The following is a 24,097-nucleotide window of genomic DNA, read 5'->3' on the forward strand; positions in this document are numbered from 1 at the left end:
CCGCTGCGTGTCTATCGCAGCGGCCGTTGCATGACAACATGAAAATTCAGTCGACGATCACGCGCCCAGTGCAGGATCGCTCATGCTGCTCCTGCCCGTCTCCACATGGCCCGCAAAGCGGCGCGTGAAGAGCGGGTCGGTGTCGACCGTGATCGCCAGGTCATACCAGCCGTGCGCATTGCGAAGATCGAGATAAAGCTCGTCCGTATCGCCGCCGCGCACCACGCGCTTGATCGCATGCTTCGGGTCGTACGCATTGACGATGGTGAACTTGCAGTGCGCACTGCCCACGTTCTCAAGCCGCAATTGCAGATTGCCGTTCGCGACGTCGTAACCTTCGAGCACTTCCGGACGCGCGATATCGGAGCCATTCCACCAGCTGCGGGCAACCGGCCGCCCCGTAAAGCGGCGCAAGAATCCGTTCGGACCATGCACGGTGAAATCGTAGGTGCCGTCTGCGTTCAGCGCGAACTGGTCCTGCAGGCGCTTGCCGGCTTCCACGGTGTAGGTGCGCGGCGCGTCGGGACTATTCGCGCGATAGACCTGAAATACCGCACCTGCGTTGCCCGTATTGACGAAGCGCAGCGTCACGGTTTTCTCCGCGCCTTCGCCGTGTACGCGCACGAAGAGCTCATACGGCAGCGCGCGAGCGGGGCGCACGCCCGGTTCCTGACGCGGCACCGCCTGAATCGCAGGCGGCAACGGCACATAGTCCGGATGACGGTTCTTATCCGCGGGCACATAGCCGCTCGTGCTCGGTAGCGTGGGGAACGCATCGTTCGGATTGCTGAAGTTGAATGCCGAAGTCAGATCGCCGCACACCGCACGACGCCACGGCGAAATATTCGACTCGCCAAGATTGTGCTGCTCGCCGAAGCGTTGTTCGATAAAGCGGATCACGGACGTATGGTCGAACACCTGCGAGCACACGTAACCGCCTTTCGACCACGGCGAGACGACGAGCATGGGCACGCGCGGGCCGAGGCCGTACGGCGCGGCGACGTTCTTTGCGTCGCCCGGATAGATCTCGTTGACGGTGTCGACGGTGGACAGGCCGTTCGCACTGGAGCTGGGCGCACACGGCGGCACCATATGGTCGAAGAAACCGTCGTTCTCGTCGTAATTGATGAGGAGTACGGTCTTGCTCCAGACTTCCGGATTCGAGGTCAGAATCTGCAAAACCTGGTCGATGTACCACGCACCATAATTCGCCGGCCAGTTGGGGTGCTCGGAATAGGCTTCCGGTGCGACGATCCACGAGACTTGCGGCAGCGTGTTGTTCTGCACGTCGCGCTTGAGGATGTCGAAATAGCCGTCGCCCTTCAAGGCATTCGTGCCGGTGCGTGCATTGTCGTACAGCGGATTTCCCGGCTGCGCGTTGCGGTACTGGTTGAAATAGAGGAGCGAGTTATCGCCGTAATTGCCGATGTACGCGTTCTGGGTCCAGCCCCACGAACCGTTCGCATCGAGACCCGTGCCGACGTCCTGATAGATCTTCCACGAAATGCCGGCGTTTTGCAGTACTTCCGGGTACGTCGACCAGCCGTAGCCGAGCTCCGAATTGTCGATCACCGGACCGCCGCCCGTGCCGTCGTTACCCACGCCGCCTGCCCACATGTAGTAGCGGTTCGGATCGGTCGGGCCCATCAGCGAGCAGTGATACGCGTCGCAGATCGTGAACGCGTCGGCGAGCTGGTAGTGGAACGGAATGTCCTCGCGCGTGAGGTAGGCCATTGTGGTCGCGCTTTTGGCGGGCACCCATTGGTCATAGCGGCCGCCGTTCCATGCGGCGTGTGTGGTGTTCCAGTCGTGCGCGAGGTCTTGCAGGAATTGCAGCCCGAGGTTCGGCGCGCTGGGGCGAAACGGCAGCACGTAGCCGGCATCGGCGGCGAGCGGCTGATACCAGACCGGCTTGCCGTTCGGCAGATTGATCGCGCGCGTATCGCCGAAACCGCGTACGCCGCGCAGCGTGCCGAAGTAGTGGTCGAACGAGCGGTTTTCCTGCATCAGCACGACAATGTGCTCGACGTCGCGGATCGTGCCCGTCTTGTTGTTGGCCGGAATGGCGAGTGCGTTGCGGATGCCGGCCGGCAGCATGCTCAACGCGGTGAAGGAACCTGCCGCCTGCGCGGCCGAGCGTAGAAAATCACGGCGATTTTTTGAGGTCATGGTATGAGCCTTCGGGTCTTCGAGGGGGAACACTCCCCGCGGCGCGCGACCCTGAGCCGCGCGTTGCGTGAAGCGCGGAACTCAATCAACGGTATGGACAACAGGTGTGGCGAGCGGCGCCGAAGCGGCTGCGGACAATGCCGGGTCGGCGTTTGATGCGGGTAGTGCAGGGCTTTGAATCGTGACGGCGGCGGGCGCGGGCCCTACGGAAGACGGATTGGCCGATAGGGCGCCGGGGTTGCCATTTGCGCCGCCGCTGGCGTTGCTGTTGTCGACGAGGCCAGGCTGGCCTGGGTCAGGCGCCTTCGCGTCGTCGTTGCCGCATGCGCCGAGCAGCGCGCACAGCGGCAGCGTCACGAGCGCTATCGCCAAACGTTTGGCATGCGAGGCAATGCACGGCTTCCACACAAAGGACATGGCGATTTCTCCTGCACGGGAAACTCGCGGGCATCGGCATGCCCCGGTCAGCGGTGCAAAAAGAATATCCGCTTACCTGTGTAACTTTTGTGAAGTTTTGGAAATTTGAGGATTTGGTGAGGGTTGGGGAATTGTTGGGGATCGGAGGGGTTGCGGCCAGGCATGCCGCGACACGAACGCCGCAATAACGTCGTTCAGTCGATCCGGGGCGTCGCGATGCGGCGAATGTCCGCAAGCCTCGAGCTTCGCGAGCTGCGCATGCGCGACGTACCGCGCAATCGTGTCGATCTGCGCCATGGTGCCGTAGTTGTCGTCATAGCCTTGCACGGCGAGCAGCGGTTTGTCGATCGACGCGAGTTGCTCTGCAATCGACCACTGCCGGAACGCCGGATTCAACCAGACATCGTTCCAGCCGTAGAAAGCAGAATCGACGTCCGCGTGGTAGCGCGAGAGCTTGTTGCGCAGATCAGTCGTTTCGTAAAGCACTTTTGTTTGCGCGATGCTTTGCACCGACAGGTCTTCGACGAACAGATGCGGCGCGATGACCACCGCACCCGCGAGCGCGTCGGGAAAGAGCGCCGCATAGAGCAGCGCGATCGAGCCGCCGTCGCTATGGCCGATCACCCACATGCGCCGGCGTTCATGCATGTCCACCTTGAGCGCGTCCAGAAGCGCGGGCAGAATGTCGCGCGCCTGGTCCGTCATGAAATCCACCGGCCATTTGACGTGATGCTTACGCGGTGTCGACGAGCCGTATCCGGGGCGCGAATACACGAGCCCACGCAGGCCGAGTCGCTCGCATAACGCTTGCGGCCAGTCGCGCCACATGGCGATCGAGCCGAGTCCTTCGTGTAGAAAGACCGCCAGTGGCGCACCGGCCGCCGCGGGGTTGAGCCAACGGTATTCGATGCGCAGCGGCTCGCGCGAACCGCTTCCAGGCAACTCGGCGAAATGGAGGGTCGGCGTGCCGACGGCGGGGCTCTGCATGTATCACCTTATGATAGTTCGCGCAGCTTGAAGCGTTGGATCTTGCCGGTGGCGGTTTTCGGCAAATCGTCGACGAACACGATGTCGCGCGGATATTTATGCGGCGCGAGCCGCTCCTTCACGAAGGCCTTCAATTCGTCCTCCAGTATCTCAGACCCGGCGAACTCGCGCTTTAACACGACGAACGCACGCGTCTTGACGAGACCGCCGTGATCCACACCGACCACCGCGGCCTCCAGCACCGCGTCGTGCTGGACCAGCACCATTTCCACTTCGACCGGCGACACGTATTGGCCGCTGACCTTCAGCATATCGTCGCTGCGGCCCGCATAAACATAGCAGCCATTCGGCAGGCGGCAGTATTTGTCTCCACTGCGGATCCATTCGCCGAGAAACGTGGCGCGCGACTTTTCGCGGTTGCTCCAGTACATGAGCGCCGCGCTGGGTCCTTTGATGTACAGGTCGCCCACTTCGCCGTCGCCGACCGCATGGCCGCTCTCGTCGCGCAGCTCGACCTCGTAGCCGGGCACAGGGCGCCCCGTCGTACCGTATTCGACCGCGCCCGCGCGATTCGACAGGAAGATATGCAGCATTTCCGTGGAGCCGATGCCGTCGAGAATTTCGCAGCCGAAGTGCTTCGTAAAGCGCTCGCCGATTTCGCGTGGCAAGGCTTCGCCCGCTGACGTGCAAATGCGCATCGCGACGTCCTCGCGCGCGGGCAGATTCGGCGAGACGAGCATGCTCGCGTAGAGCGTCGGCACGCCATAGAAAACGGTCGGCCGATGGCGCGTGAGACGTGCGAAGACAGCGTCGGCGGTAGGGCGCTCTGCCATCAGAATCGCGGTGGCGCCGACCGAGAGCGGGAACGTCAACGCGTTGCCGAGACCGTAGGCAAAGAACAGCTTGGCCGCGGAAAACACCACATCGTTCTCGACGATGCCGAGCACCGGCTTCGCATAGAGCTCCGCAGTCCAGTAGAGATTGGCGTGCGTATGCACCGTGCCCTTCGGTTTGCCGGTCGAGCCCGACGAATACAGCCAGAACGCGATGTCGTCGCTGCCGGTTGCAGCGGGCCTCGTGGCAGGCTCGGCGGCATCGACGAGGTCTTCGAACACGGGCGCGGCGAGCGGCGTGTCTTCTACTGCGGCCGATGCGCGTCTGGAAACGATAAGCTGGCAGCCGTCGTGCTCGGCCGTCTCCATGGCTTGCGTGACATGCGCCGCGAGCGCGCGCGACGCGATCACCGCGCGCGCATGACTGTGCGTGAGCATATACACATAGTCCGCGGGCGTGAGCAGCGTGTTCGCCACCACCGGCACCACGCCGGCATACAGCGCGCCGAGAAAAGCGATCGGCAGTGCAACGCTGTCCTGCATGACGAGCAGCACGCGTTCCTCGGGATGCACCCCCAGCTCGCGCAATGCAGTCGCGAAGCGCCGCGAGCGTTCCTCGAGTTCGCCGTAGGTGGTCGTCCCGCTATCGTCGATGTAAGCGGTTTTGGCGGCGCGCGACGCGTTCAATGCAAACAGATGAGCCGCGAAATTGAAGCGCGCGGGCGGCGGCTCGGCCGTTACGGCGGGCTGGCTTGCAGCCGGTTCGAACAGGGCTTCCATATGTCTCCTCCATCGAGTGGGGGCGGTCCGGCTGTTATGTGCTCATGATCCGCTCAATGCTTGCGTGCGCTGGTGCGCTGGTGCGCTGGTGCGTTAGAGGGCGCTCATCTCCTGCGTCTTGGCGGTTATCGCTGACGTAGCGGACATCGTCAGGCCGTGGGCAGAGAAGTGACCTGGCCGAGTGCTTCGAGCGCAGCTGCCGACGCCTGAACCGCGGCACGCCGGTGATAAAAGCCGAGTGCGCGCAGACCGCCGAGTTCTTCGCCTCCGCCCGCGCGCCCCGGTCCGCCGTGCAGCGACATCGGCATCACATTGCCGTGGCCTGTCTGGCTTTGCTGCACGGACGGCGACACCGCATGCACGCGGCCATGCGAATCGGCGAGTTCGAGCGCCAGCCTGCCGAGATGTGCGTCGTCGTTCGAATAGATCGACGCGACGAGCGAACCGTGCCCGCGTCGCGCAAGGGCAACTGCATGCGCTTCGGGCAGACTACCGGCATTGCTCGCGACGCGATACGGCGCGGCGCTCGCCACGGGGCCGAACACTTCGAGGTCATGCAACAGGGTCGCGCTATCTGGATCGTTGACGACGAACAGATGCGGGGCCACGCAAGCCGCGATTGTTGCGTCCGCATCGATAAGGGCTGCTGACGAGCCGTCATACGCGAGCACCGCTTCCTCGCGCAAGGCGGCGATTCCTGCCAGCACGTTCTCGCATTGCGCCCGGCTCACAAGCGAGCCCATGCGCACGGCGTCGTTGCGCGGATTGCCGACGGTAACTTTGCCCAGCTTCGCTTTGAGCGCATCGACCACAGCCTCGAGCGCCGTGTCCGGCACGAACGCGCGCCGGATCGCCGTGCATTTTTGTCCGGATTTCACGGTCATTTCGCGCACGACTTCGCTGATGAACAGTTGGAACGCAGGCGTGTCCGGCGTGGCATCGACGCAGAGAATCGCGCTGTTCAGGCTGTCCGCCTCGACATTGAGCCGCGCTCCGCGCACGACGAAGGCCGGATGCGCGCGCAAGGTCGCGGCCGTCTCCGCCGAGCCGGTGAAGGACACGACATCGAATGATTGGATCTGATCGAGCAGGCCCCCAGAGCCGCCGCAGATCACTGAGAGCGCGCCGCGCGGCAGAATGCCTGCGTCGACCACATCGGCGACCATGCGCTGCGTGAGCCACGCCGTCGCAGTGGCAGGCTTCACGATAACGGGCACGCCCGAAAGCAGCGCGGGCGCCGCTTTTTCCCACAAGCCCCACGAGGGGAAGTTGAACGCGTTGATGAATAGCGCGACGCCGCGCGTCGGCGTCAGCACATGCTGCGCGCTGAACGATTGATCTTTGCTGAGCGCGCCTCGGTTGCCGTCGCGCAGCGCATGCACGTCACCGAGCGCCGCGCCGAGCTTCGCGTAGTAAGACAGCGTGAAAATGCCGCCGTCGATATCGACCGCTGAATCGTTGCGCGTCGTGCCCGAGTTGGCGAGGGCGATGGCGTAGTAGTCGTCGCGCTTGCCTTGCAGCAGCTTGACGAGGTCGGCAAGGCGAGCGGCGCGCTGTGCATAGGTCAGTTCGCGAAGTGCCGCGCCGGCTTCTTCGCGTGCAAAACGGAAGGCGTTCGCAAGGTCGAGTCCCTCGCTCGACACGCGCGCGAGCGCTTCTCCCGTCACCGGGTCGCGCAGCGTGACGCCTGCTCCGGCGCCCGCGACCCATTCGCCCGCGACGTGGTTCTTCAACAGTTCGGTCATGACAGTGCTCACGCAGCGGTAAATTCGATTGCGCCTTGCGGCAGGAGATAAAGCACGAGTGCCTCGCCGTTCGCCACGGTCGGGCGATGCGCGGACCCCGGCCCGTAGACGCACCAGCCCGCCGGGTGGCCGTCGAAAGTCGCGCCTTCGGTGAGCGGCATGATGAGATCGATCTCGCCATGCGGATGAACGTGATGCGGGCCGGCTAAGTCCTTCATGTGGACCACGTCGACGGAAAAGCCGTGCGTGTCCGGCAGCGCCTTGAAAATGCGGCCATAGCGAATGCCGCCGGCCTCGCGGTTGCACAGCCAGCCTTCGGCGACGCCGGCGCGGCAGGCCTCGGCCAGATCGCGAAAGGTCGGGCTGTGAGCGGGATAGGTGCTGTTGAGCCAGGCGGCGAGTTCGGCATCCAGCGGCCGGCCGGGCAGCTGGGCGGTGACATCGGCTATCAGCCGCTGAAAATCGGTTGGGGACATGCAAGCCTCCGGGCTGTGCGCACGCACGTTAATGCATGTGACGCGCTACGCGGTCTCCGCGACGCCGCGCGAAAAATCACGGCAGTCTTTGTATATAGATCAATGTTGGGCGAAAATTAACCGTTCACGGGGTGGGTGTCAAGCACTATAGTACATATATTGTGGTTTGGGAGGTATGGAATATGAACCGGAATTACACCGAACTGCCGTCGAGCGCGCCATCGCCTCACGCGGCCGATGAGGAAGCGGGTCGCCCGGACCGGGCCGAGCGGACCGGCGAGCGGGAGGAGCGCGACCCGTTCCTCACGGCGATGGGCGAGCGCGTGCGGCTGTTACGCGCGCGGCGCGGCATGACGCGCAAGACGCTGGCCGCGGAGACCGGTCTCTCAGAGCGGCATCTCGCGAATCTGGAGTCGGGGGTCGGCAATGCCTCGGTGCTCGTGTTGCGGCAGATCGCGGCAACCTTGAACTGCCCGCTCGCCGAAGTGATCGGCGATGAGACGACGGCTTCGGCCGAATGGCTGCTGATTCGCGAACTGCTGCATGGGCGCGATCAGGCGGCGTTGCAGCGCGCGCGCATGGCGCTTGCCGAGATGTTCGCGCAGGCGCCGCGCGACCCGCATCGCAAGGACCGGATCGCGCTGATCGGGCTGCGCGGCGCAGGCAAATCGACGCTCGGCCGGATGCTCGCGCAGGAGCGCAAGGTGCCGTTCGTCGAGCTCACGCGGGTGATCGAGCAGCTCGCCGGATGCCCGCCAGCGGAGATTCACTCGCTGTACGGCGCAAGCGCTTACCGGCGCTACGAGCACCGGGCGCTGGAGGCGGTGATACAGGAGCACGAGCGCGCGGTCATTGCATCGCCGGGCGGCCTCGTGTCGGAGTCCGGCACCTTCAACGCGCTGTTGTCGCACTGCTTCACTGTGTGGCTGCAGGCGGCGCCGGAGGAGCACATGCGCCGGGTCGTCGCCCAAGGCGATTTGCGCCCCATGTCCGGCAACAAGGAGGCGATGGACGACCTGAAGCGGATTCTCGCGGGCCGTAGCGAGCTGTACGGTCGTGCCGACATGACGTTCGACACCAGCGAGAAAACTTTGGCCGACGCCTATCTCCAACTGCGCGACCGCCTGGCCGCGCGGCTCGCGTCCGAATCGCCGGACGAAGCGTCGGCTAGCTGACCTGCACTCGGACCTCGGGGTTTACGCGGTAACATGCATTAAAATGCTTTACATGGATGTGACGATGCACTATTGTTCGATCAACAACTCGCATCGTCTAGTCAGGAGACGCCCATGTCCACAGCAGAAACCGCTATCGCCCCGGTCGACTACCGCACCGACCCCTCGCAGTACAAGCATTGGAAGCTGAGTTTCAACGGCCCCGTCGCGACGCTGGGTATCGATATCGCGGAAGACGGCGGCATTCGCGACGGCTACAAGCTGAAGCTCAATTCGTACGACCTTGGCGTCGATATCGAACTGCACGACGCTGTTCAGCGCATCCGCTTCGAGCATCCGCAAGTGAAGACCGTCGTTGTGACGAGTCTGAAGGACCGCGTGTTCTGCTCGGGTGCGAATATCTTCATGCTCGGTGTGTCGTCGCATGCGTGGAAGGTCAATTTCTGCAAGTTCACCAACGAAACGCGTAACGGCCTCGAAGACTCGTCGCGTTATTCGGGGCTCAAATTTCTCGCGGCGGTAAATGGTGCGTGCGCAGGCGGCGGTTATGAACTCGCGCTCGCCTGCGACGAAATCTATCTGGTCGACGACCGCTCGTCGTCGGTGTCGCTGCCGGAAGTGCCATTGCTCGGCGTGCTGCCCGGCACGGGCGGTCTCACGCGCGTCACCGACAAGCGCAAGGTGCGCCATGATCGCGCCGACATCTTTTGCACCGTGGTGGAAGGTATTCGCGGCGAGCGTGCGAAGGCGTGGCGTCTCGTCGATGAAGTGGTGAAGCCTAATCAGTTCGATGCGGCCATTCAGGCCCGGGCGCTCGAACTCGCCGCACAAAGCGACCGTCCGTCCGACGCGCAAGGCGTGAAATTGACGCGCATCGAGCGCACCGATCGCGAAGACGGCCTCGGTTATCACACGCTCGACGTGACGATCGACCGCGCGAAGCGCATCGCGACCTTCACCGCCCGCGCGCCGCAAGGCGAACAGCCCGCTGATGTCGATGCAATCGTCGCTGCAGGCGCGAACTGGTGGCCGCTGCGATTCGCTCGCGAACTCGACGACGCGATTCTTTCGCTGCGCACGAACGAACTCGAAGTCGGCACCTGGGTGTTCCGCACCGAAGGCGACGCGCGCAACGTGCTCGCCGTGGACGCCGTGCTGATGCAGCACAAGGACCACTGGTTCGTGCGCGAAACGATTGGCCTGTTGCGCCGCACGCTGGCGCGCATCGACGTGTCGTCGCGATCACTCTTCGCGTTGATCGAACCGGGCTCGTGTTTCGCCGGCACCTTCGCGGAACTGGCGTTCGCCGCTGACCGCTCCTACATGGCCGCATTGCCGGGCAACGAAGAAGAGGAGCCGGCGATCACGCTGTCGGAAGTCAACTTCGGTCTTTATCCAATGGTCACGCATCAGTCCCGGCTCGCACGCCGCTTCTATGAGGAGGCCGAACCACTCGACGCCGTGCGTTCGCGCATCGGTCAGCCGATCAAGCCCGTCGAAGCGGAGCGTCTCGGACTCGTCACGGCGGCGCCCGATGACATCGACTGGGCCGACGAAATCCGCATCGCCTTGGAGGAACGCGCAGCCATGTCGCCGGACGCATTGACGGGGCTCGAGGCGAACCTGCGTTTCAACGGGCCCGAAACGATGGAGACGCGCATTTTCGGCCGTCTCACCGCATGGCAGAACTGGATCTTCAACCGGCCGAACGCTGTGGGCGAGAAGGGTGCGCTCAAGGTGTACGGCAAGGGCAGCAAGGCGCAATTCGACGTCTCGCGGGTTTGACGCCCGCTGCGAAGCGACCCTGCGCCCAATACGCGCCTCTCACCTTCAGCATTGCAAGGAACCGACCATGTCGACCATCAACTACAGCGAAAAGATTCCGAACAACGTCAACCTCGCCGACGACCGCACGCTGCAGCGCGCGCTCGAACAATGGCAGCCGAACTTCCTGTCCTGGTGGGGCGACATGGGACCGGAAGGCTCGCACGGCTACGACGTGTATCTGCGCACGGCAGTGAGCGTGGACGCGGGCGGCTGGGCCCACTTCGATCATGTCAAGATGCCCGATTACCGTTGGGGCATTTTCCTCACGCCGGGCGAGCAGGATCGCAAGATCCATTTCGGCGAGCACAAGGGCGAGGCTGCATGGCAGGACGTGCCCGGCGAACATCGCGCGAATCTGCGGCGCATTATCGTGACGCAAGGCGATACCGAGCCCGCTTCGGTCGAGCAGCAACGGCACCTCGGTCTCACCGCGCCTTCCATGTACGACCTGCGCAACCTGTTTCAGGTCAACGTGGAAGAAGGCCGGCACCTCTGGGCCATGGTGTATCTGCTGCATCGTTACTTCGGACGGGACGGTCGTGAGGAGGCCGAAGCATTGCTGGGCCGACGCTCCGGCGACGACGACAATCCTCGCATTCTCGGCGCGTTCAACGAGAAAACGCCGGACTGGCTCGCGTTCTACATGTTCACGTATTTCACCGACCGCGACGGCAAGTTCCAGCTCTCCGCACTGGCGGAGTCCGGCTTCGACCCGCTCGCGCGCACCACGAAGTTCATGTTGACTGAAGAAGCGCACCACATGTTCGTGGGCGAATCGGGCGTGTCCCGCGTGATTCAGCGCACCGCCCAGGTGATGAACGAACTCGGCACCGACGAGGTCACCAGGATTCGAGCAGCGGGCGTGATCGATTTGCCGACCATCCAGCGCTATCTGAACTTCCATTACTCGGTGACGATCGACCTGTTCGGCGCCGATCATTCGTCGAACGCGGCGACGTTCTACAGCTCGGGCCTGAAAGGGCGCTACGAAGAAAGCAAGCGTGACGACGATCATCAATTGAACGGGCAAAGCTACAAGTTGCTCGACGTGCAGGACGGCAAGCTGGTGGAGCGCGAAGTGCCCATGCTCAACGCGATGAACGAAGTGCTGCGCGACGATTACATCAAGGACTCGGTGGCGGGCGTGGGGCGCTGGAACAAGGTGCTCGAGAAGGCCGGCATCGACTTTCGCATGACCGTGCCGCATAAAGCCTTCAACCGCCAGATCGGCACCTTCGCGGGCACGCGTGTCTCGCCGGACGGACGCGTCGTGAGCGAAGCGGAGTGGGCCGCCAACGAAAGCAAGTGGCTCGCCACGCCGGAAGACCGCGCATTCGTCGCGTCGCTGATGGGCCGCGTGGTCGAGCCCGGCAAGTTCGCGAACTGGATTGCGCCGCCCGCGATGGGCGTGAACCGTCAGCCTGTGGATTTCGAATACGTGCGCTTTAACTAAGAGAAGCTGAACGGGAGCGCACGGCGGCTCGAAGCAACGAAGCGCGCGCGGCGCGCTTACAAAGCACTACATGGTGGAGGAAGTCATGAACGGCCCAGTGTCGATCGAGGTTCTCAGGCAGCATCTGATCGATCCGGAGATCTGCATTCGCTGCAATACCTGCGAAGAGACCTGTCCGATCGACGCGATCACGCACGACGAAAACAACTACGTGGTGAGGGCGGATGTTTGCAACGGCTGCATGGCGTGCGTGCCGCCATGTCCGACAGGCGCGATCGACAACTGGCGCACGGTGCTGAAGGCCGACGCGTACCCGATCGAGGAACAGTTCACATGGGACGTGCTGCCGGAGCAGAACACGATGGCCGTGGCCAGTGTCGACCAATCCCCCGTTGCCGCCGACACGAGCGCGGACACCGCAGGGAATGCAAGCGGGATTGAAGTCGACACGGTACGCGGCTCCGTCGTGCCGCCGTGGTCCGCGGCCAAACCGTACGTGAACCTCTATACGCATAAGGCGCCGACCACCGCGACCGTGGTCGGCAACTATCGGCTGACCGACGCGTCGACGCAAAGCGATATCCATCACATCGTGCTGGACTTCGGCTCAATGCCGTTTCCCGTGCTCGAAGGCCAGTCGATTGGCGTGCTGCCGCCGGGCGCGGCCGCCGATGGTCGTCCGCATCACGCGCGCCAGTATTCGATTGCGAGTCCGCGCGACGGCGAGCGGCCCGGCTACAACAACGTTTCGCTGACCGTGAAGCGTGTGTCCGAACAGCATGGCGACTCGATCGACGGCGTCTGCTCGAACTATCTGTGCGACCTGAAAAAGGGCGACGTGGTCACGGTTATCGGTCCGTTTGGCGGCACCTTCCTGATGCCGAACCATCCGAACTCACATCTGCTGATGATCTGCACGGGCACAGGCTCCGCGCCGATGCGTGCGATGACCGAGTACCGGCGGCGCCGCCGCCTGAAAGGCGCGACCGGAAAACTGATGCTGTTTTTCGGGGCGCGTACCAAAGAGGAATTACCATACTTTGGCCCACTAACTAATCTGCCGAAAGACTTTATCGACACCAACCTGGCGTTTTCGCGTACACCGGGGCAACCGAGGCGCTATGTGCAGGACGCCATGCGCGAACGCGCGGTTGACGTCGCGTATATGCTGAAGGACGAGAACACGCACATCTATGTGTGCGGCCTGAAGGGCATGGAAGACGGTGTGCTGCAAGCGCTCAAGGAGATCGCCGAGCAGCATCAGATGGATTGGGAGGCGCTCTGGGCGAGGCTGAAAAAGGAAGGGCGCCTGCATCTGGAAACGTATTGACGCGGCGCCGCGCACATTTCTAACGCGAAGGATCGGCGCCTTCCTCGCGCTGCGCGGGCGACACCGCGCCGCACGCGCGAATCACCAGTTGCACGACTTCTTCGGTCGTCGCCTCGAACGATTTTTGCGTCAACGCGCGCTTGCCTTTCAGCGCGCGGATTTGCGCGTCGAAATCGGCGTAGTGCTGTGTCGTTGCCCAGATCATGTACATCAGCGTGCGCGCGTTCACGGGGGCGAGCAGGCCTCGCGCAATCCAGTCGTCGATCACTTTCACGCGGCTGTCGAGCCAAGGCTTGACGCGCTGCATGAGGATGTCTTCCATATGCTCCGCGCCGTGGATGATCTCGCTCGCCCACACTTTCGAGCCGAGCGGACGCCGCCGCGACAGCTCCATCTTTGCGCGCACATATCCGCCGATGGCTTCGACGGGATCGTCGCTGCATTCAAAGGTGTCGGCCGCGCGATACCAGTCCTCGAAGAGGTCTTCGAGTACTCGCCGATAAAGCGCGAGTTTGGTCGGGAAGTAGTAGTGCACGTTGGCTTTCGGTAAGCCCGCGCGCTCGGCGATCATCGCCGTGCTCGCGCCGTCCAGTCCGCGCTCGGCGAAAACCGCCTCGGCGCACGCCAGAAGATGGGCTTCGTTCGACTCGCGAATGTGCGCCTTGCGCCGCCGCAAAGGCGCGCGCGTCTCGTCGTTTTCGGTGATGCCCGCAGCCACGTCGTCGTCTCTCATGTTCGCCTTCGGCGGCATGTGTGCCGCGTCGCGCTTCATTCTAGTCGCTCGACGGCGAGCTCACACGCGTATTTCTCGTGCTAGGCCGGGCAGTGCTGCAATGCAATGGCACGCTTCTCGCTCTCATTGCGTTCGTGCGAAAAGCATTGATTTGGCGGTGTTAATCGTCTACAACCTGTCCAACTGGACAGGATTGAAAGAGCGGGAGATGCATCAGGGTTTGCCCTTGCTATCAGAGGCGGCCTGGCGTATCGAACGTGCACCGCCGCCGTGCGGACACGCCCCAAAAGCCGCCGCCCATGCACCAGTTTCATGTCGGTTCACCGAAAGGAGCGAGACGAATGAACGCGGTTACTGAAGCGCTGAAGAGCGCCCCGAAGGACAACCTGCCGGGGAGCGCGCAAGACGTTACGTCGATCCGGGTCGACGGCAAGCGGCTATGGGACAGCCTGATGACGATGGCCAGGATCGGCGCAACGCCCAAAGGCGGCGTATGCCGCCTTGCGCTGACGGATATCGACAAGGAAGGGCGCGATCTGATAGTTAGTTGGGCGAAAGAAGCGGGCTGTACGGTCAGTGTCGATCAGATGGGCAACGTCTTCATGCGTCGCGAGGGGCGCAATCCCGACGCGTTGCCGGTCATGACCGGCTCGCACGCCGACTCGCAGCCGACAGGCGGCCGCTTCGACGGCATTTACGGTGTGCTGGGCGGGCTCGAAGTGATTCGCAGTCTGAACGACCATGGCATCGAAACCGAGCATCCCGTCGAAGTGGTGATCTGGACCAATGAGGAAGGCTCGCGCTTTGCGCCGGCCATGGTGGCTTCCGGCGTGTTCGCGGGGGTGTTTTCGCTCGACTACGGTTTGTCGCGTAAGGATGTCGACGGCAAGACAATCGGTGAAGAGTTGCAGCGCATCGGCTATGCAGGCGATGTGCCCTGCGGCGGGCGCAAGTTGCATGCGGCGTTCGAACTGCACATCGAGCAGGGACCGATTCTCGAAGCCGAGCAGAAAACCATTGGCGTGGTCACCGACGCACAAGGCCAGCGCTGGTACGAAATCACGCTGACGGGCCAGGAGGCGCATGCGGGCCCGACGCCGATGCCGCGGCGGCGCGATGCGCTGCTCGGTGCTGCGCGCGTCGTCGATCTCGTCAATCGTATTGGCCTCGACCATGCGCCGCTCGCCTGCGCGACGGTCGGCATGCTGCAGGTGCACCCCAACTCGCGCAACGTGATTCCGGGCCGTGTGTTCTTTACCGTCGACTTCCGTCATCCGGACGATGCGGTGCTCGCAAAAATGGATGCGGCGTTGCGTGAGGGCGTTGCGCGAATTGCGGGCGGCATTGGGCTTGAAACCGAGCTGGAGCAGATCTTTTACTACGCGCCGGTTGCTTTCGACGAAGCCTGCGTGAAGTCCGTGCGCGCGGCGGCCGAGCGGTTTGGGTACTCGCATCGCAACATGGTCTCGGGTGCGGGGCACGACGCGTGTTATCTCGCGCAGGTCGCGCCGACTTCGATGGTGTTCGTGCCGTGCGTCGACGGCATCAGCCATAACGAAATCGAGGACGCCACCTTCGAATGGATCGAGGCAGGCGCGAACGTACTGCTGCACGCCATGCTGGAGCGCGCAAGCGAGCCGGTCGCCTAGTACATCTAACGTTTTAGCGCAGTGCCGGAAAAATACCGTCGGCGTCCTCACATCGACAGAAGGAACGTGTATGGCCATCAAGCAAACCGGCGACATCGCCGCGCAGCGCCTGTCGCCCGAACAGCTCGCCTGCGAGTTCTCCGACATTGCACCGTTGCTCGACGCGACCGCCGCCGCGGCGGCGGCGAGCCGCTGCCACTACTGCTACGACGCGCCGTGTGTGAACGCGTGCCCGACGCAGATCGACATACCGGGCTTTATCCGCAAGATCGGCAACGGCAACCTGAAGGGCGCGGCCGTGGATATCCTGTCGGCCAATCCGCTCGGCGGCATGTGCGCGCGCGTGTGTCCGACCGAGATTCTTTGCGAAGGTGCTTGCGTGCGCAACCATCAGGACGCGAAGCCGGTCGCGATCGGCGCGCTGCAACGCCATGCCGCCGATTGGGCGATGGCGCGCGGTGAAGCGCTGTTTTCGCGCGCACCCGAAACCGGCCGGCATGTTGCGGTGATTGGCGCCGGTCCGGCGGGACTCGCCTGCGCGCATCGTCTCGCGCTGGCCGGACACAACGTGACGATCTACGACGCACATGAAAAAGCGGGCGGCCTCAACGAATACGGCATCGCGGCTTACAAGACAGTCGACGGTTTCGCGCAGCGCGAAGTGGAGTGGCTGTGCTCGGTGGGCGGGATAGAGATCAGGCACGGCATGGCGCTCGGCCGCGATGTGCAACTCGACGCGTTGCGCAAGCAATACGACGCGGTCTTTCTGGGTATTGGCCTCACCGGCGTGCGTGCGCTCGCCATGGCGGGCGAAGACCTGCGGGGGGTGATGAACGCAGTCGATTTCATCGAGCAGATTCGCAGCGCGCGCGACTTCGGCACGGTGCCGGTAGGCCGCCGCGTGGCTGTGATCGGCGGCGGCAATACGGCCGTGGATGCGGCCGTGCAAAGCCGCAAGCTCGGCGCGACGTCGGTGACGATGGTGTATCGGCGCGGCGTCGAATCGATGAGCGCAACGTGGGCCGAACGCGACTTCGCGCAGACCAACGGCGTCACGCTCGTCACGCACGCAACGCCTGTCCGTTTGATCGGCGAGGGCGGCATGGTGACGGGTGCGGAGTTCGAACGAACGTTAAGCACCGGCGACGCGGAGCGCTTCGTGATCGAAGCGGACATGGTGCTGAAGGCAATCGGCCAGACGCTCGTGGCGGTGGGCATGGAACGCGAACTGTTGACGCTCGACGGCAGTCGCATCGCCGTCGACGCAAGCGGTCAGACGTCGCTGGCCGGCGTGTGGGCGGGTGGCGATTGCGCGGCGACGGGCGGCGTCGACTTGACGGTGCAGGCTGTGCAGGACGGCAAGCTCGCCGCCGAATCCATCCATGCGCAGTTTGCCCGGACCGCCATAAAGGCCGCTTAGCACAGCTTAGCGCCGCTTACCGCGTCAAACGAATCGCACAAAAACAGCCGTCCCCAAGGAGCCGAACATGGCCGATCTGCGCTGCACGATTGCCGGCATTACTTCGCCGAATCCCTTCTGGCTCGCTTCCGCGCCGCCGACCGACAAAGCCTACAACGTGAACCGCGCGTTCGAAGCGGGCTGGGGCGGCGTGGTGTGGAAAACGCTCGGCCTCGACCCGCACGTGGTCAACGTGAGTTCGCGTTACGGCGCGGTGCAATGGAACGGCCAGCGCATCGCGGGCCTCAACAATATAGAGTTGATTACCGACCGTCCGCTGGACGTGAATCTGCGCGAGATCGCGCAAGTGAAGCGCGACTGGCCCGAGCGAGCCATGATCGTCTCGCTGATGGTGCCGTGCAACGAGCGCGACTGGAAGTGGATTCTTCCGCTTGTCGAAGATACCGGGGCCGATGCAGTCGAATTGAATTTCGGCTGCCCCCACGGCATGAGCGAACGTGGGATGGGCTCGGCGGTCGGCCAGGTGCCCGAGTACATCGAAATGGTCACGCGCTGGGTGAAGGAGGGCACGAGGCTGCCGTGCCTCGTGAAGCTCACGCCGAACATCACCGATATTCGCCTCGGTTCGCGTGCAGCGTACAAGGGCGGTGCGGACGGCGTGTCGTTGATCAATACGATCAACTCGATCGTCGCTGTGGATCTCGACGCCATGTCGCCGTTGCCGATGGTCGACGGCAAGGGCACGCACGGCGGCTATTGCGGCCCAGCGGTAAAGCCGATCGCCTTGAACATGGTCGCGGAAATCGCGCGCGACGAACAAACGCCGAATCTGCCTATTTCAGGCATAGGCGGTATTTCGACGTGGCGCGATGCGGCCGAATTCATGGTGCTGGGCGCAGGCAGCGTGCAGGTTTGCACCGCGGCCATGCACTACGGCTTTCGTATCGTCAGCGATCTCGCGGACGGCCTGTCCAACTGGATGGACGAAAAGGGCTACGCGACATTGGACGATATTCGCGGTCGGGCCGTGCCCAACGTCACCGACTGGAAGTATCTGAATCTGAACTACAGCATCAAGGCACGCATCGATCAGGACAAGTGCATTCAATGCGGGCTGTGCCATATCGCATGCGAAGACACTGCGCATCAGGCCATCATGAAAGAAAAAGATGGCGTTCGGCATTTTGAAGTGGTGGACTCCGAATGTGTGGGCTGCAATCTGTGCATGCACGTGTGTCCGGTCGAACAATGCATCACGATGGAACGCGTGGACAACGGCGAGTACGCGAACTGGACCACGCATCCGAACAATCCGGCGCGCGTGAATGCGGCGCAGAGCGAACCACACGAAGCGGGCGCAAGCGCAGAGCCGGCGCACGCAGTGAAAGCAGCCTGAAATACAGAGCGATTCGTCACGGCTGGTTCCTTCAACGCCCGACGCGCCGAAGAAGCCGCGCGGGCTTTTACGATCAAGTGGAGATCTTTCGATGAAGCAGACCGCGCAACCCGCCGACCCGCACTTCGCGGCCGGCGCGCAAGGCAGCAGTCTTTACAACGACGACCTCGCGCCGACCAGCACCGCGCAGCGCACATGGCGCTGGTATCACTTCGCAGCGCTGTGGGTGGGCATGGTGATGAACATCGCGTCGTATATGCTCGCCGCGGGCTTGACCGAGCAGGGCATGTCGCCGTGGCAGGCTGTGTTGACGGTGTTGCTCGGCAACGTGATCGTTCTCGTGCCGATGCTGCTGATCGGCCATGCGGGCGCGAAGCACGGCATTCCGTATGCGGTGCTGGTGCGCTCGTCGTTCGGCACGCAGGGCGCGAAGCTGCCTGCGATGCTGCGCGCTATCGTCGCGTGCGGCTGGTACGGGATTCAAACGTGGCTTGGCGGCAGCGCAATCTACACGCTGCTCAACATTCTGACCGGCAACGCGCTGCATGGCGCGGCCTTGCCGTTCCTCGACATCTCCGTTGGACAGCTGGCCTGTTTTCTCGTGTTCTGGGCGCTGCAGATTTACTTCATCGTGCACGGCACGGATTCGATTCGCTGGCTCGAAAGCTGGTCGGCGCCGATCAAGATCGTGATGTGCATCGCGCTCGTGTGGTGGGCGACGTCGAAGGCGGGCGGCCTCGGCTCGATGCTCTCCGCACCGTCGCAGTTCGCAGCGGGCGGCAAGAAAGAAGGCTTATTCTGGGTGACCTTCTGGCCTAGCCTCACCGCGATGGTCGGATTCTGGGCCACGCTTGCGCTCAACATTCCCGACTTCACACGTTTTGCGAAAACGCAGCGCGACCAGATGGTCGGTCAATCCATCGGCTTGCCCGTGCCGATGGCCTTGCTGTCGGTAATCTCCGTCGTCGTGACCTCGGCGACCGTGGTGATCTACGGCAAGGCGATATGGGATCCTATCGATCTCACGAGCCGCATGACGGGTGTCGGCGTCGGCATTGCCCTCGTCATCCTCACGCTCGACACGATGTGCTGCAACCTGGCCGCCAATCTCGTGGGTCCCGCTTATGATTTTTCGAGCCTGTGGCCGAAGGGCATTTCGTATCGCGCGGGCGGCATGATCACCGCCACCATCGCCATTGTCATGATGCCGTGGAAGATTCTCGCGACCACGCAGGGCTACATCTTCACGTGGCTCGTCGGCTATTCGGCGCTGCTTGGTCCCGTCGCAGGCATTCTGATGGTCGATTACTTCCTGATTCGCGGCACGCGCCTCGATACACGCGAACTTTTCGACGAGCGCGGCGAATACAGCTACACCGGCGGCTGGAATATCGGCGCGGTGGTCGCTCTCGTCATTGGCGTGCTGCCGAATCTGCCCGGCTTCCTGCACACCGCATTTCCCGCTTCGTTCGCCAACGTGCCGTCGATCTTCAATACGCTCTACACGTATGCGTGGTTTGTCGGGCTTGCCTTGGCATCCATTGTCTATAGCGCGTGGATGAAGTTCAGCAAGGGGCCGAGCGCACGTGTAGCGAGTGCGTGAAAACATAGCCGGCAAGGCAGCGGCATACGCAAGTTCATAAGGAGGCGAACATGACGACCCTGATTCGCGGCGGCACCGTGATAGACGCGGACAACACTTATCGCGCCGACGTTTTATGTGCGGACCCGCAGGACGGCGGCACCATCCTGCAGATCGGCGTGGACCTGGAGCCGCCGGCCGGCGCTGCGATCGTCGATGCGGGCGGCCAGTATGTGATGCCGGGCGGCATCGATCCGCACACGCATATGGAGCTGCCCTTCATGGGCACCACGGCGAGCGACGATTTCTATACCGGCACGGCGGCGGGGTTGTCCGGCGGCACGACGTGCATCATCGACTTCGTGATTCCCAGTCCTAAACAAAGCCTGATGGAAGCATTCAGGACGTGGCGAGGCTGGGCGGAGAAGGCGTCGGCGGATTATGGTTTTCATGTGGCCGTCACGTGGTGGGACGATTCGGTGTATCGCGACATGGGCACGCTCGTGCACGAGCACGGCGTGTCGAGCTTCAAGCATTTCATGGCCTACAAGAACGCGATCATGGCCGACGACGAAGTGCTGGTGAACAGCTTCTCGCGCTCGCTCGAACTCGGCGCATTGCCCACCGTGCACGCGGAAAACGGTGAGCTCGTGTTCCAGTTGCAGCGCCAGTTGCTGGCAAAGGGATTCACCGGTCCCGAGGCGCATCCGCTGTCGCGGCCGCCGGAGGTGGAAGGCGAGGCGGCCAACCGCGCGATTCGCATTGCTCAGGTGCTGGGCGTGCCGGTGTATATCGTGCACGTCTCCGCCAAAGACGCTGTCGACGCGATCTCCCGCGCGCGCAGCGAGGGGCTGCGCGTGTTCGGCGAGGTCCTGCCGGGGCACCTCGTGATCGACGAGGCGGTGTATCGCGACCCTGACTGGACGCGTGCCGCCGCGCATGTCATGAGCCCGCCGTTTCGCTCCGCGGAGCATCGCGAGGCGCTGTGGCGCGGCTTGCAGGCAGGGCAGTTGCACACCACCGCGACCGACCATTGTGTCTTCTGCGCGTCGCAAAAGGCGATGGGCCGCGAAGACTTCACGAGGATCCCGAACGGCTGCGGCGGTGTGGAAGATCGCATGGCGGTGCTGTGGCACCACGGCGTGAACTCGGGGCGTCTCACGCCGAACGAGTTTGTGCGCATCACGTCGACGAATGCGGCGCAGATCTTCAACCTGTACCCACGCAAAGGCGCGATACGCGTGGGCGCGGATGCGGACATCGTCGTGTGGGACCCCAATGCAAGCAGGACCATTTCGGTGAAGACGCATCATCAGAAAGTCGACTTCAATGTATTTGAAGGCATGACCGTGCAAGGCGTAGCCATGCATACGCTCACACGCGGGGCGCTTGCCTGGACCGACGGCGACCTGCGCGCCGTGCGCGGCGCGGGCCAATATCAGAACCGTCCGCCGAATCCGGCTTACTTCGACGCCATTCGCGTGTCCAACAAGCTGAAAGAGCCGCACCCGGTGGAGCGGTAGCGTTTGTCCAGTCCTGACAGGCGGCGCGGGCGTGCACGTCCCGCGCCGCGGTTCCCCTCCTGCCGCGCATTCGCCGCGGCACGACCGTCTCGCGTTTTCCCCGATGGCGCCCGGCCCACGTTCCATGTTGCGATGCATGCCGCGTCCTGATATCTGCTGTAGAGTTGAACCTCATGCGATGACGGACGCCATGGCTGCGGCTTAGCACGCATGCGCATATGGATTGGAAACCTGATCCTTTGTAAAAAGGCAAGCCGTTTGCTACAGTCCGCCCACTCCGCCGGGCGTGAGCGCGTGCGGGACTGCCAACACAAGACCAGGCATACGGCCTGGCCACTTTAGGGAGCCACTCATGAAGTCGATTCGTTCCATTCTGCTGGTTGCGCTGTTGCATGCAGTCGCCGTGAGCCCTGTCTTCGCGGCCGACGAGTTCGCGCAGATCAAGTCATCGGGCGTGTTCAGGATCGGTACGGAAGGCACCTACGCGCCGTTCACCTACCACGACGAATCGGGCAAGCTGACCGGCTTCGACGTGGAGATCGGCACGCAAATCGCGCAGCGGCTCGGCGTCAAGCCGCAATTCGTCGAAGGCAAATGGGACGGCCTGATCGCCGGGCTCGACGTGAACCGCTATGACGCGGTGATCAACGAAGTCGCGGTGACGGACGCGCGCAAGCAGAAATACGATTTCTCGGACCCGTACATCACGTCGCACGCGGCGCTGATCGTGCGCTCGGACAACAACACGATCAAGAACTTCGACGATCTGAAGGGCAGGAAGTCGGCCAACACGCTGACGAGCAACTTCGGCAAGATCGCCGCGTCGCATGGCGCCGAAGTCATTCCCGTGCAGGGCTTCAACGAGTCGATCGACCTGCTGACGGCGGGTCGCGTCGATGCAACCGTCAACGATTCGCTCTCGTTCCTCGACTTCAAGAAGCACAAGCCGGATGCGAAGGTGAAGATCGCCGCGCTGGATACATCGGCGGACAGCAGCGACAAGTCGGCTGTGCTGATCCGCAAGGGCAGCCCCGAACTCGTCGCGGCGATCAACAAGGCGCTCGCCGATATGAAGAAGGACGGCACGTACGCGAAAATTTCGCAGAAGTACTTCGGCAAAGACGTCTCCCAGTAAACGCCTTTCGCGAGTCTGAATCATGCCGGCATGGTTGCATCTGATGGCGCAGTCGCTGTGGCCCCTGCTGTATGCGGGGCTTGTGTTCACGGTGCCGCTCACGTTGGCGTCGTTCGCTATCGGGCTCGCTCTCGCGTTTATCGTCGCGCTCGTGCGGCTTTTCGGGCCGAAATGGGCGGTGGCGGCGGTGCGCTTCTACGTGTGGCTCTTTCGCGGCTCACCGTTGCTCGTGCAACTATTCGTGATTTTCTACGGACTGCCGAACGTCGGCATCGTGCTCGATCCGTTGACCGCGGCGATCATCGGTTTTTCGCTGAACGTGGGAGCGTATAACTCGGAAGTGATTCGCGGCGTGATCGAGTCGATTCCGAAAGGGCAGTGGGAGGCCGCGTATTCGATGGGCATGACGCGCGAACAGGCGCTGCGTCGCGCGATCCTGCCGCAAGCGGCGCGCGTCGCGTTGCCGCCGTTGTCCAACTCGTTTATTGCGCTCGTGAAGGACACCTCGCTCGCGGCAGTGCTGACCGTGCCCGAGGTGTTTCAGGCGGCGCAGCGAATTGCTTCGGTCACCTATGAACCGCTGATTCTCTATACCGAGGCTGCGCTCGTGTATCTGCTGTTCAGTTCGGTGCTGTCGTCGGCGCAAGTGAGGCTCGAGCGCAAGTTCGGCCGTCACGCACTCTTTCAGGCGGGCAACTGATGATCCGACTGGAAAAAATCGACAAGTATTTTTCGGGGCACCGCGTGCTCAATGCCGTCGATCTGCAGCTCGCGCAGGGCAACGTGACCGCGCTGATCGGACCGTCGGGCAGCGGCAAGAGCACGCTGCTGCGCTGTGTGAACCTGCTGGAGATTCCCGAGGCGGGTTCGCTGGAAATCGGCGATCAGAAGCTTACTTTCAGTCCGAACGAGCGGCCGTCGCGTGAGACGGTGCTGACCATTCGCCGCCGCACCGGCATGGTGTTTCAGAACTTCCAGCTGTTTCCGCACCTCACGGTGCGTCAGAACGTGATGGAAGGACTCCTGACCGTGCTGAAGTGGGACAAGGAAAAGGCGCGAGCACGCGCGGACGAATTGCTCGAGAAGGTCGGCATCGCGCATAAGGGCGATGCGTGGCCCGTCACGTTATCGGGCGGACAGCAGCAGCGCGTGGCGATTGCGCGTGCGCTGGCGCCGTCGCCGGAAGTGCTGTTGTGCGACGAACCCACGTCCGCACTGGATCCCGGCCTCGCCGCGGAAGTGGTGGAAGTGCTGAAGCAGCTCGCGAGCGAAGGCATGACCATGCTGATGGCCACGCACGATTTGCGGCTGGCCGCGACCATCGCGCGCGACGTGGTGTTTCTGAACAACGGCGTGGTGGTGGAAGCGGGTGCGTCGCGCGATGTCTTCATGCGGCCGCAGCAGGAAGAAACCGCGCGTTTCGTGTCGACGCTCACCCACAGTTTGCCGGACGCGTGGACGGGGTGA

19 protein-coding genes are annotated in these 24,097 nt (G+C 63.1%); 12 read left to right on the forward strand and 7 right to left on the reverse strand.

What is annotated here, in order from left to right; all coding sequences use genetic code 11:
* Positions 1 to 57 precede the first annotated feature (57 nt).
* The 6 genes from ACEN8U_RS19600 to ACEN8U_RS19625 all read right to left on the reverse strand — a co-directional run bounded on the left by ACEN8U_RS19600 (position 58) and on the right by ACEN8U_RS19625 (position 7,407).
* A complete protein-coding gene (locus ACEN8U_RS19600) occupies positions 58 to 2,169 on the reverse strand; it encodes a phosphocholine-specific phospholipase C (RefSeq protein ID WP_015003282.1) in 2,112 nt (703 codons plus the stop codon).
* An 81-nt stretch (positions 2,170 to 2,250) separates the two neighbouring features.
* Positions 2,251 to 2,586 carry a hypothetical protein gene (locus ACEN8U_RS19605; protein WP_041745574.1) on the reverse strand — a complete coding sequence of 112 codons (336 nt, stop codon included), beginning with the start codon at positions 2,584 to 2,586 and terminating at the stop codon, positions 2,251 to 2,253.
* A 72-nt stretch (positions 2,587 to 2,658) separates the two neighbouring features.
* Positions 2,659 to 3,573: an alpha/beta fold hydrolase gene (locus tag ACEN8U_RS19610; protein WP_015003280.1), complete on the reverse strand. Its 915-nt coding sequence runs from the start codon at positions 3,571 to 3,573 to the stop codon at positions 2,659 to 2,661.
* A gap of 8 nt (positions 3,574 to 3,581) precedes the next feature.
* Positions 3,582 to 5,186 carry a benzoate-CoA ligase family protein gene (locus tag ACEN8U_RS19615; protein WP_015003279.1) on the reverse strand — a complete coding sequence of 535 codons (1,605 nt, stop codon included), beginning with the start codon at positions 5,184 to 5,186 and terminating at the stop codon, positions 3,582 to 3,584.
* Between the two features lie 149 nt (positions 5,187 to 5,335).
* Positions 5,336 to 6,931, reverse strand: a complete 1,596-nt coding sequence (locus tag ACEN8U_RS19620) for a 3,4-dehydroadipyl-CoA semialdehyde dehydrogenase (protein WP_015003278.1) — start codon at positions 6,929 to 6,931, stop codon at positions 5,336 to 5,338.
* Positions 6,932 to 6,939: 8 nt separating this feature from the next.
* The gene (locus ACEN8U_RS19625) at positions 6,940 to 7,407 is read right to left on the reverse strand and encodes a DUF4863 family protein (protein ID WP_015003277.1); all 468 of its coding nucleotides are present in this window, start codon (positions 7,405 to 7,407) and stop codon (positions 6,940 to 6,942) included.
* A gap of 182 nt (positions 7,408 to 7,589) precedes the next feature.
* On the opposite strand from ACEN8U_RS19625, the gene ACEN8U_RS19630 reads away from it, so the two are divergent.
* The 4 genes from ACEN8U_RS19630 (at position 7,590) to boxA (ending at position 13,192) form a co-directional block, all read left to right on the forward strand.
* The gene (locus ACEN8U_RS19630) at positions 7,590 to 8,582 is read left to right on the forward strand and encodes a helix-turn-helix transcriptional regulator (protein ID WP_310106907.1); all 993 of its coding nucleotides are present in this window, start codon (positions 7,590 to 7,592) and stop codon (positions 8,580 to 8,582) included.
* A 114-nt stretch (positions 8,583 to 8,696) separates the two neighbouring features.
* On the forward strand, positions 8,697 to 10,367 hold the full coding sequence (gene boxC / locus ACEN8U_RS19635) for a 2,3-epoxybenzoyl-CoA dihydrolase (RefSeq protein ID WP_015003275.1): 1,671 nt from the start codon (positions 8,697 to 8,699) through the stop codon (positions 10,365 to 10,367).
* A 67-nt stretch (positions 10,368 to 10,434) separates the two neighbouring features.
* On the forward strand, positions 10,435 to 11,862 hold the full coding sequence (boxB, locus tag ACEN8U_RS19640; RefSeq protein ID WP_015003274.1) for a benzoyl-CoA 2,3-epoxidase subunit BoxB: 1,428 nt from the start codon (positions 10,435 to 10,437) through the stop codon (positions 11,860 to 11,862).
* 85 nt (positions 11,863 to 11,947) lie between these two features.
* Positions 11,948 to 13,192: a benzoyl-CoA 2,3-epoxidase subunit BoxA gene (boxA, locus tag ACEN8U_RS19645; RefSeq protein WP_041746319.1), complete on the forward strand. Its 1,245-nt coding sequence runs from the start codon at positions 11,948 to 11,950 to the stop codon at positions 13,190 to 13,192.
* Between the two features lie 19 nt (positions 13,193 to 13,211).
* Here the strand turns inward: boxA and ACEN8U_RS19650 are convergent, their stop codons facing one another.
* A complete protein-coding gene (locus ACEN8U_RS19650; protein WP_041746318.1) occupies positions 13,212 to 13,925 on the reverse strand; it encodes a TetR/AcrR family transcriptional regulator in 714 nt (237 codons plus the stop codon).
* A 341-nt stretch (positions 13,926 to 14,266) separates the two neighbouring features.
* Here ACEN8U_RS19650 and ACEN8U_RS19655 point away from each other — a divergent pair, with 341 nt between their 5' ends.
* From ACEN8U_RS19655 to ACEN8U_RS19690, 8 genes are all read left to right on the forward strand, one after another.
* Positions 14,267 to 15,574, forward strand: a complete 1,308-nt coding sequence (locus tag ACEN8U_RS19655; RefSeq protein WP_015003271.1) for a Zn-dependent hydrolase — start codon at positions 14,267 to 14,269, stop codon at positions 15,572 to 15,574.
* 70 nt (positions 15,575 to 15,644) lie between these two features.
* Entirely contained in the window at positions 15,645 to 16,994 is a 1,350-nt protein-coding gene (locus ACEN8U_RS19660; RefSeq protein WP_015003270.1) for an NAD(P)-dependent oxidoreductase, read from the forward strand.
* Positions 16,995 to 17,061: 67 nt separating this feature from the next.
* The gene (preA, locus tag ACEN8U_RS19665; protein ID WP_015003269.1) at positions 17,062 to 18,390 is read left to right on the forward strand and encodes an NAD-dependent dihydropyrimidine dehydrogenase subunit PreA; all 1,329 of its coding nucleotides are present in this window, start codon (positions 17,062 to 17,064) and stop codon (positions 18,388 to 18,390) included.
* Between the two features lie 91 nt (positions 18,391 to 18,481).
* Positions 18,482 to 19,993, forward strand: coding sequence for an NCS1 family nucleobase:cation symporter-1 (locus ACEN8U_RS19670; protein ID WP_015003268.1), 1,512 nt, complete (start codon positions 18,482 to 18,484; stop codon positions 19,991 to 19,993).
* Positions 19,994 to 20,043: 50 nt separating this feature from the next.
* Positions 20,044 to 21,495, forward strand: coding sequence for a dihydropyrimidinase (hydA, locus tag ACEN8U_RS19675; protein WP_015003267.1), 1,452 nt, complete (start codon positions 20,044 to 20,046; stop codon positions 21,493 to 21,495).
* Positions 21,496 to 21,847: 352 nt separating this feature from the next.
* A complete protein-coding gene (locus ACEN8U_RS19680) occupies positions 21,848 to 22,630 on the forward strand; it encodes an amino acid ABC transporter substrate-binding protein (RefSeq protein WP_015003266.1) in 783 nt (260 codons plus the stop codon).
* Positions 22,631 to 22,652: 22 nt separating this feature from the next.
* Entirely contained in the window at positions 22,653 to 23,330 is a 678-nt protein-coding gene (locus tag ACEN8U_RS19685) for an amino acid ABC transporter permease (protein ID WP_013338679.1), read from the forward strand.
* Positions 23,330 to 24,097: an amino acid ABC transporter ATP-binding protein gene (locus tag ACEN8U_RS19690; protein ID WP_015003265.1), complete on the forward strand. Its 768-nt coding sequence runs from the start codon at positions 23,330 to 23,332 to the stop codon at positions 24,095 to 24,097. The genes ACEN8U_RS19685 and ACEN8U_RS19690 overlap by 1 nt, the downstream gene beginning before the upstream one ends.

This window comes from Paraburkholderia phenoliruptrix, from assembly GCF_047325075.1.
GTDB classification, from domain to species: domain Bacteria; phylum Pseudomonadota; class Gammaproteobacteria; order Burkholderiales; family Burkholderiaceae; genus Paraburkholderia; species Paraburkholderia phenoliruptrix.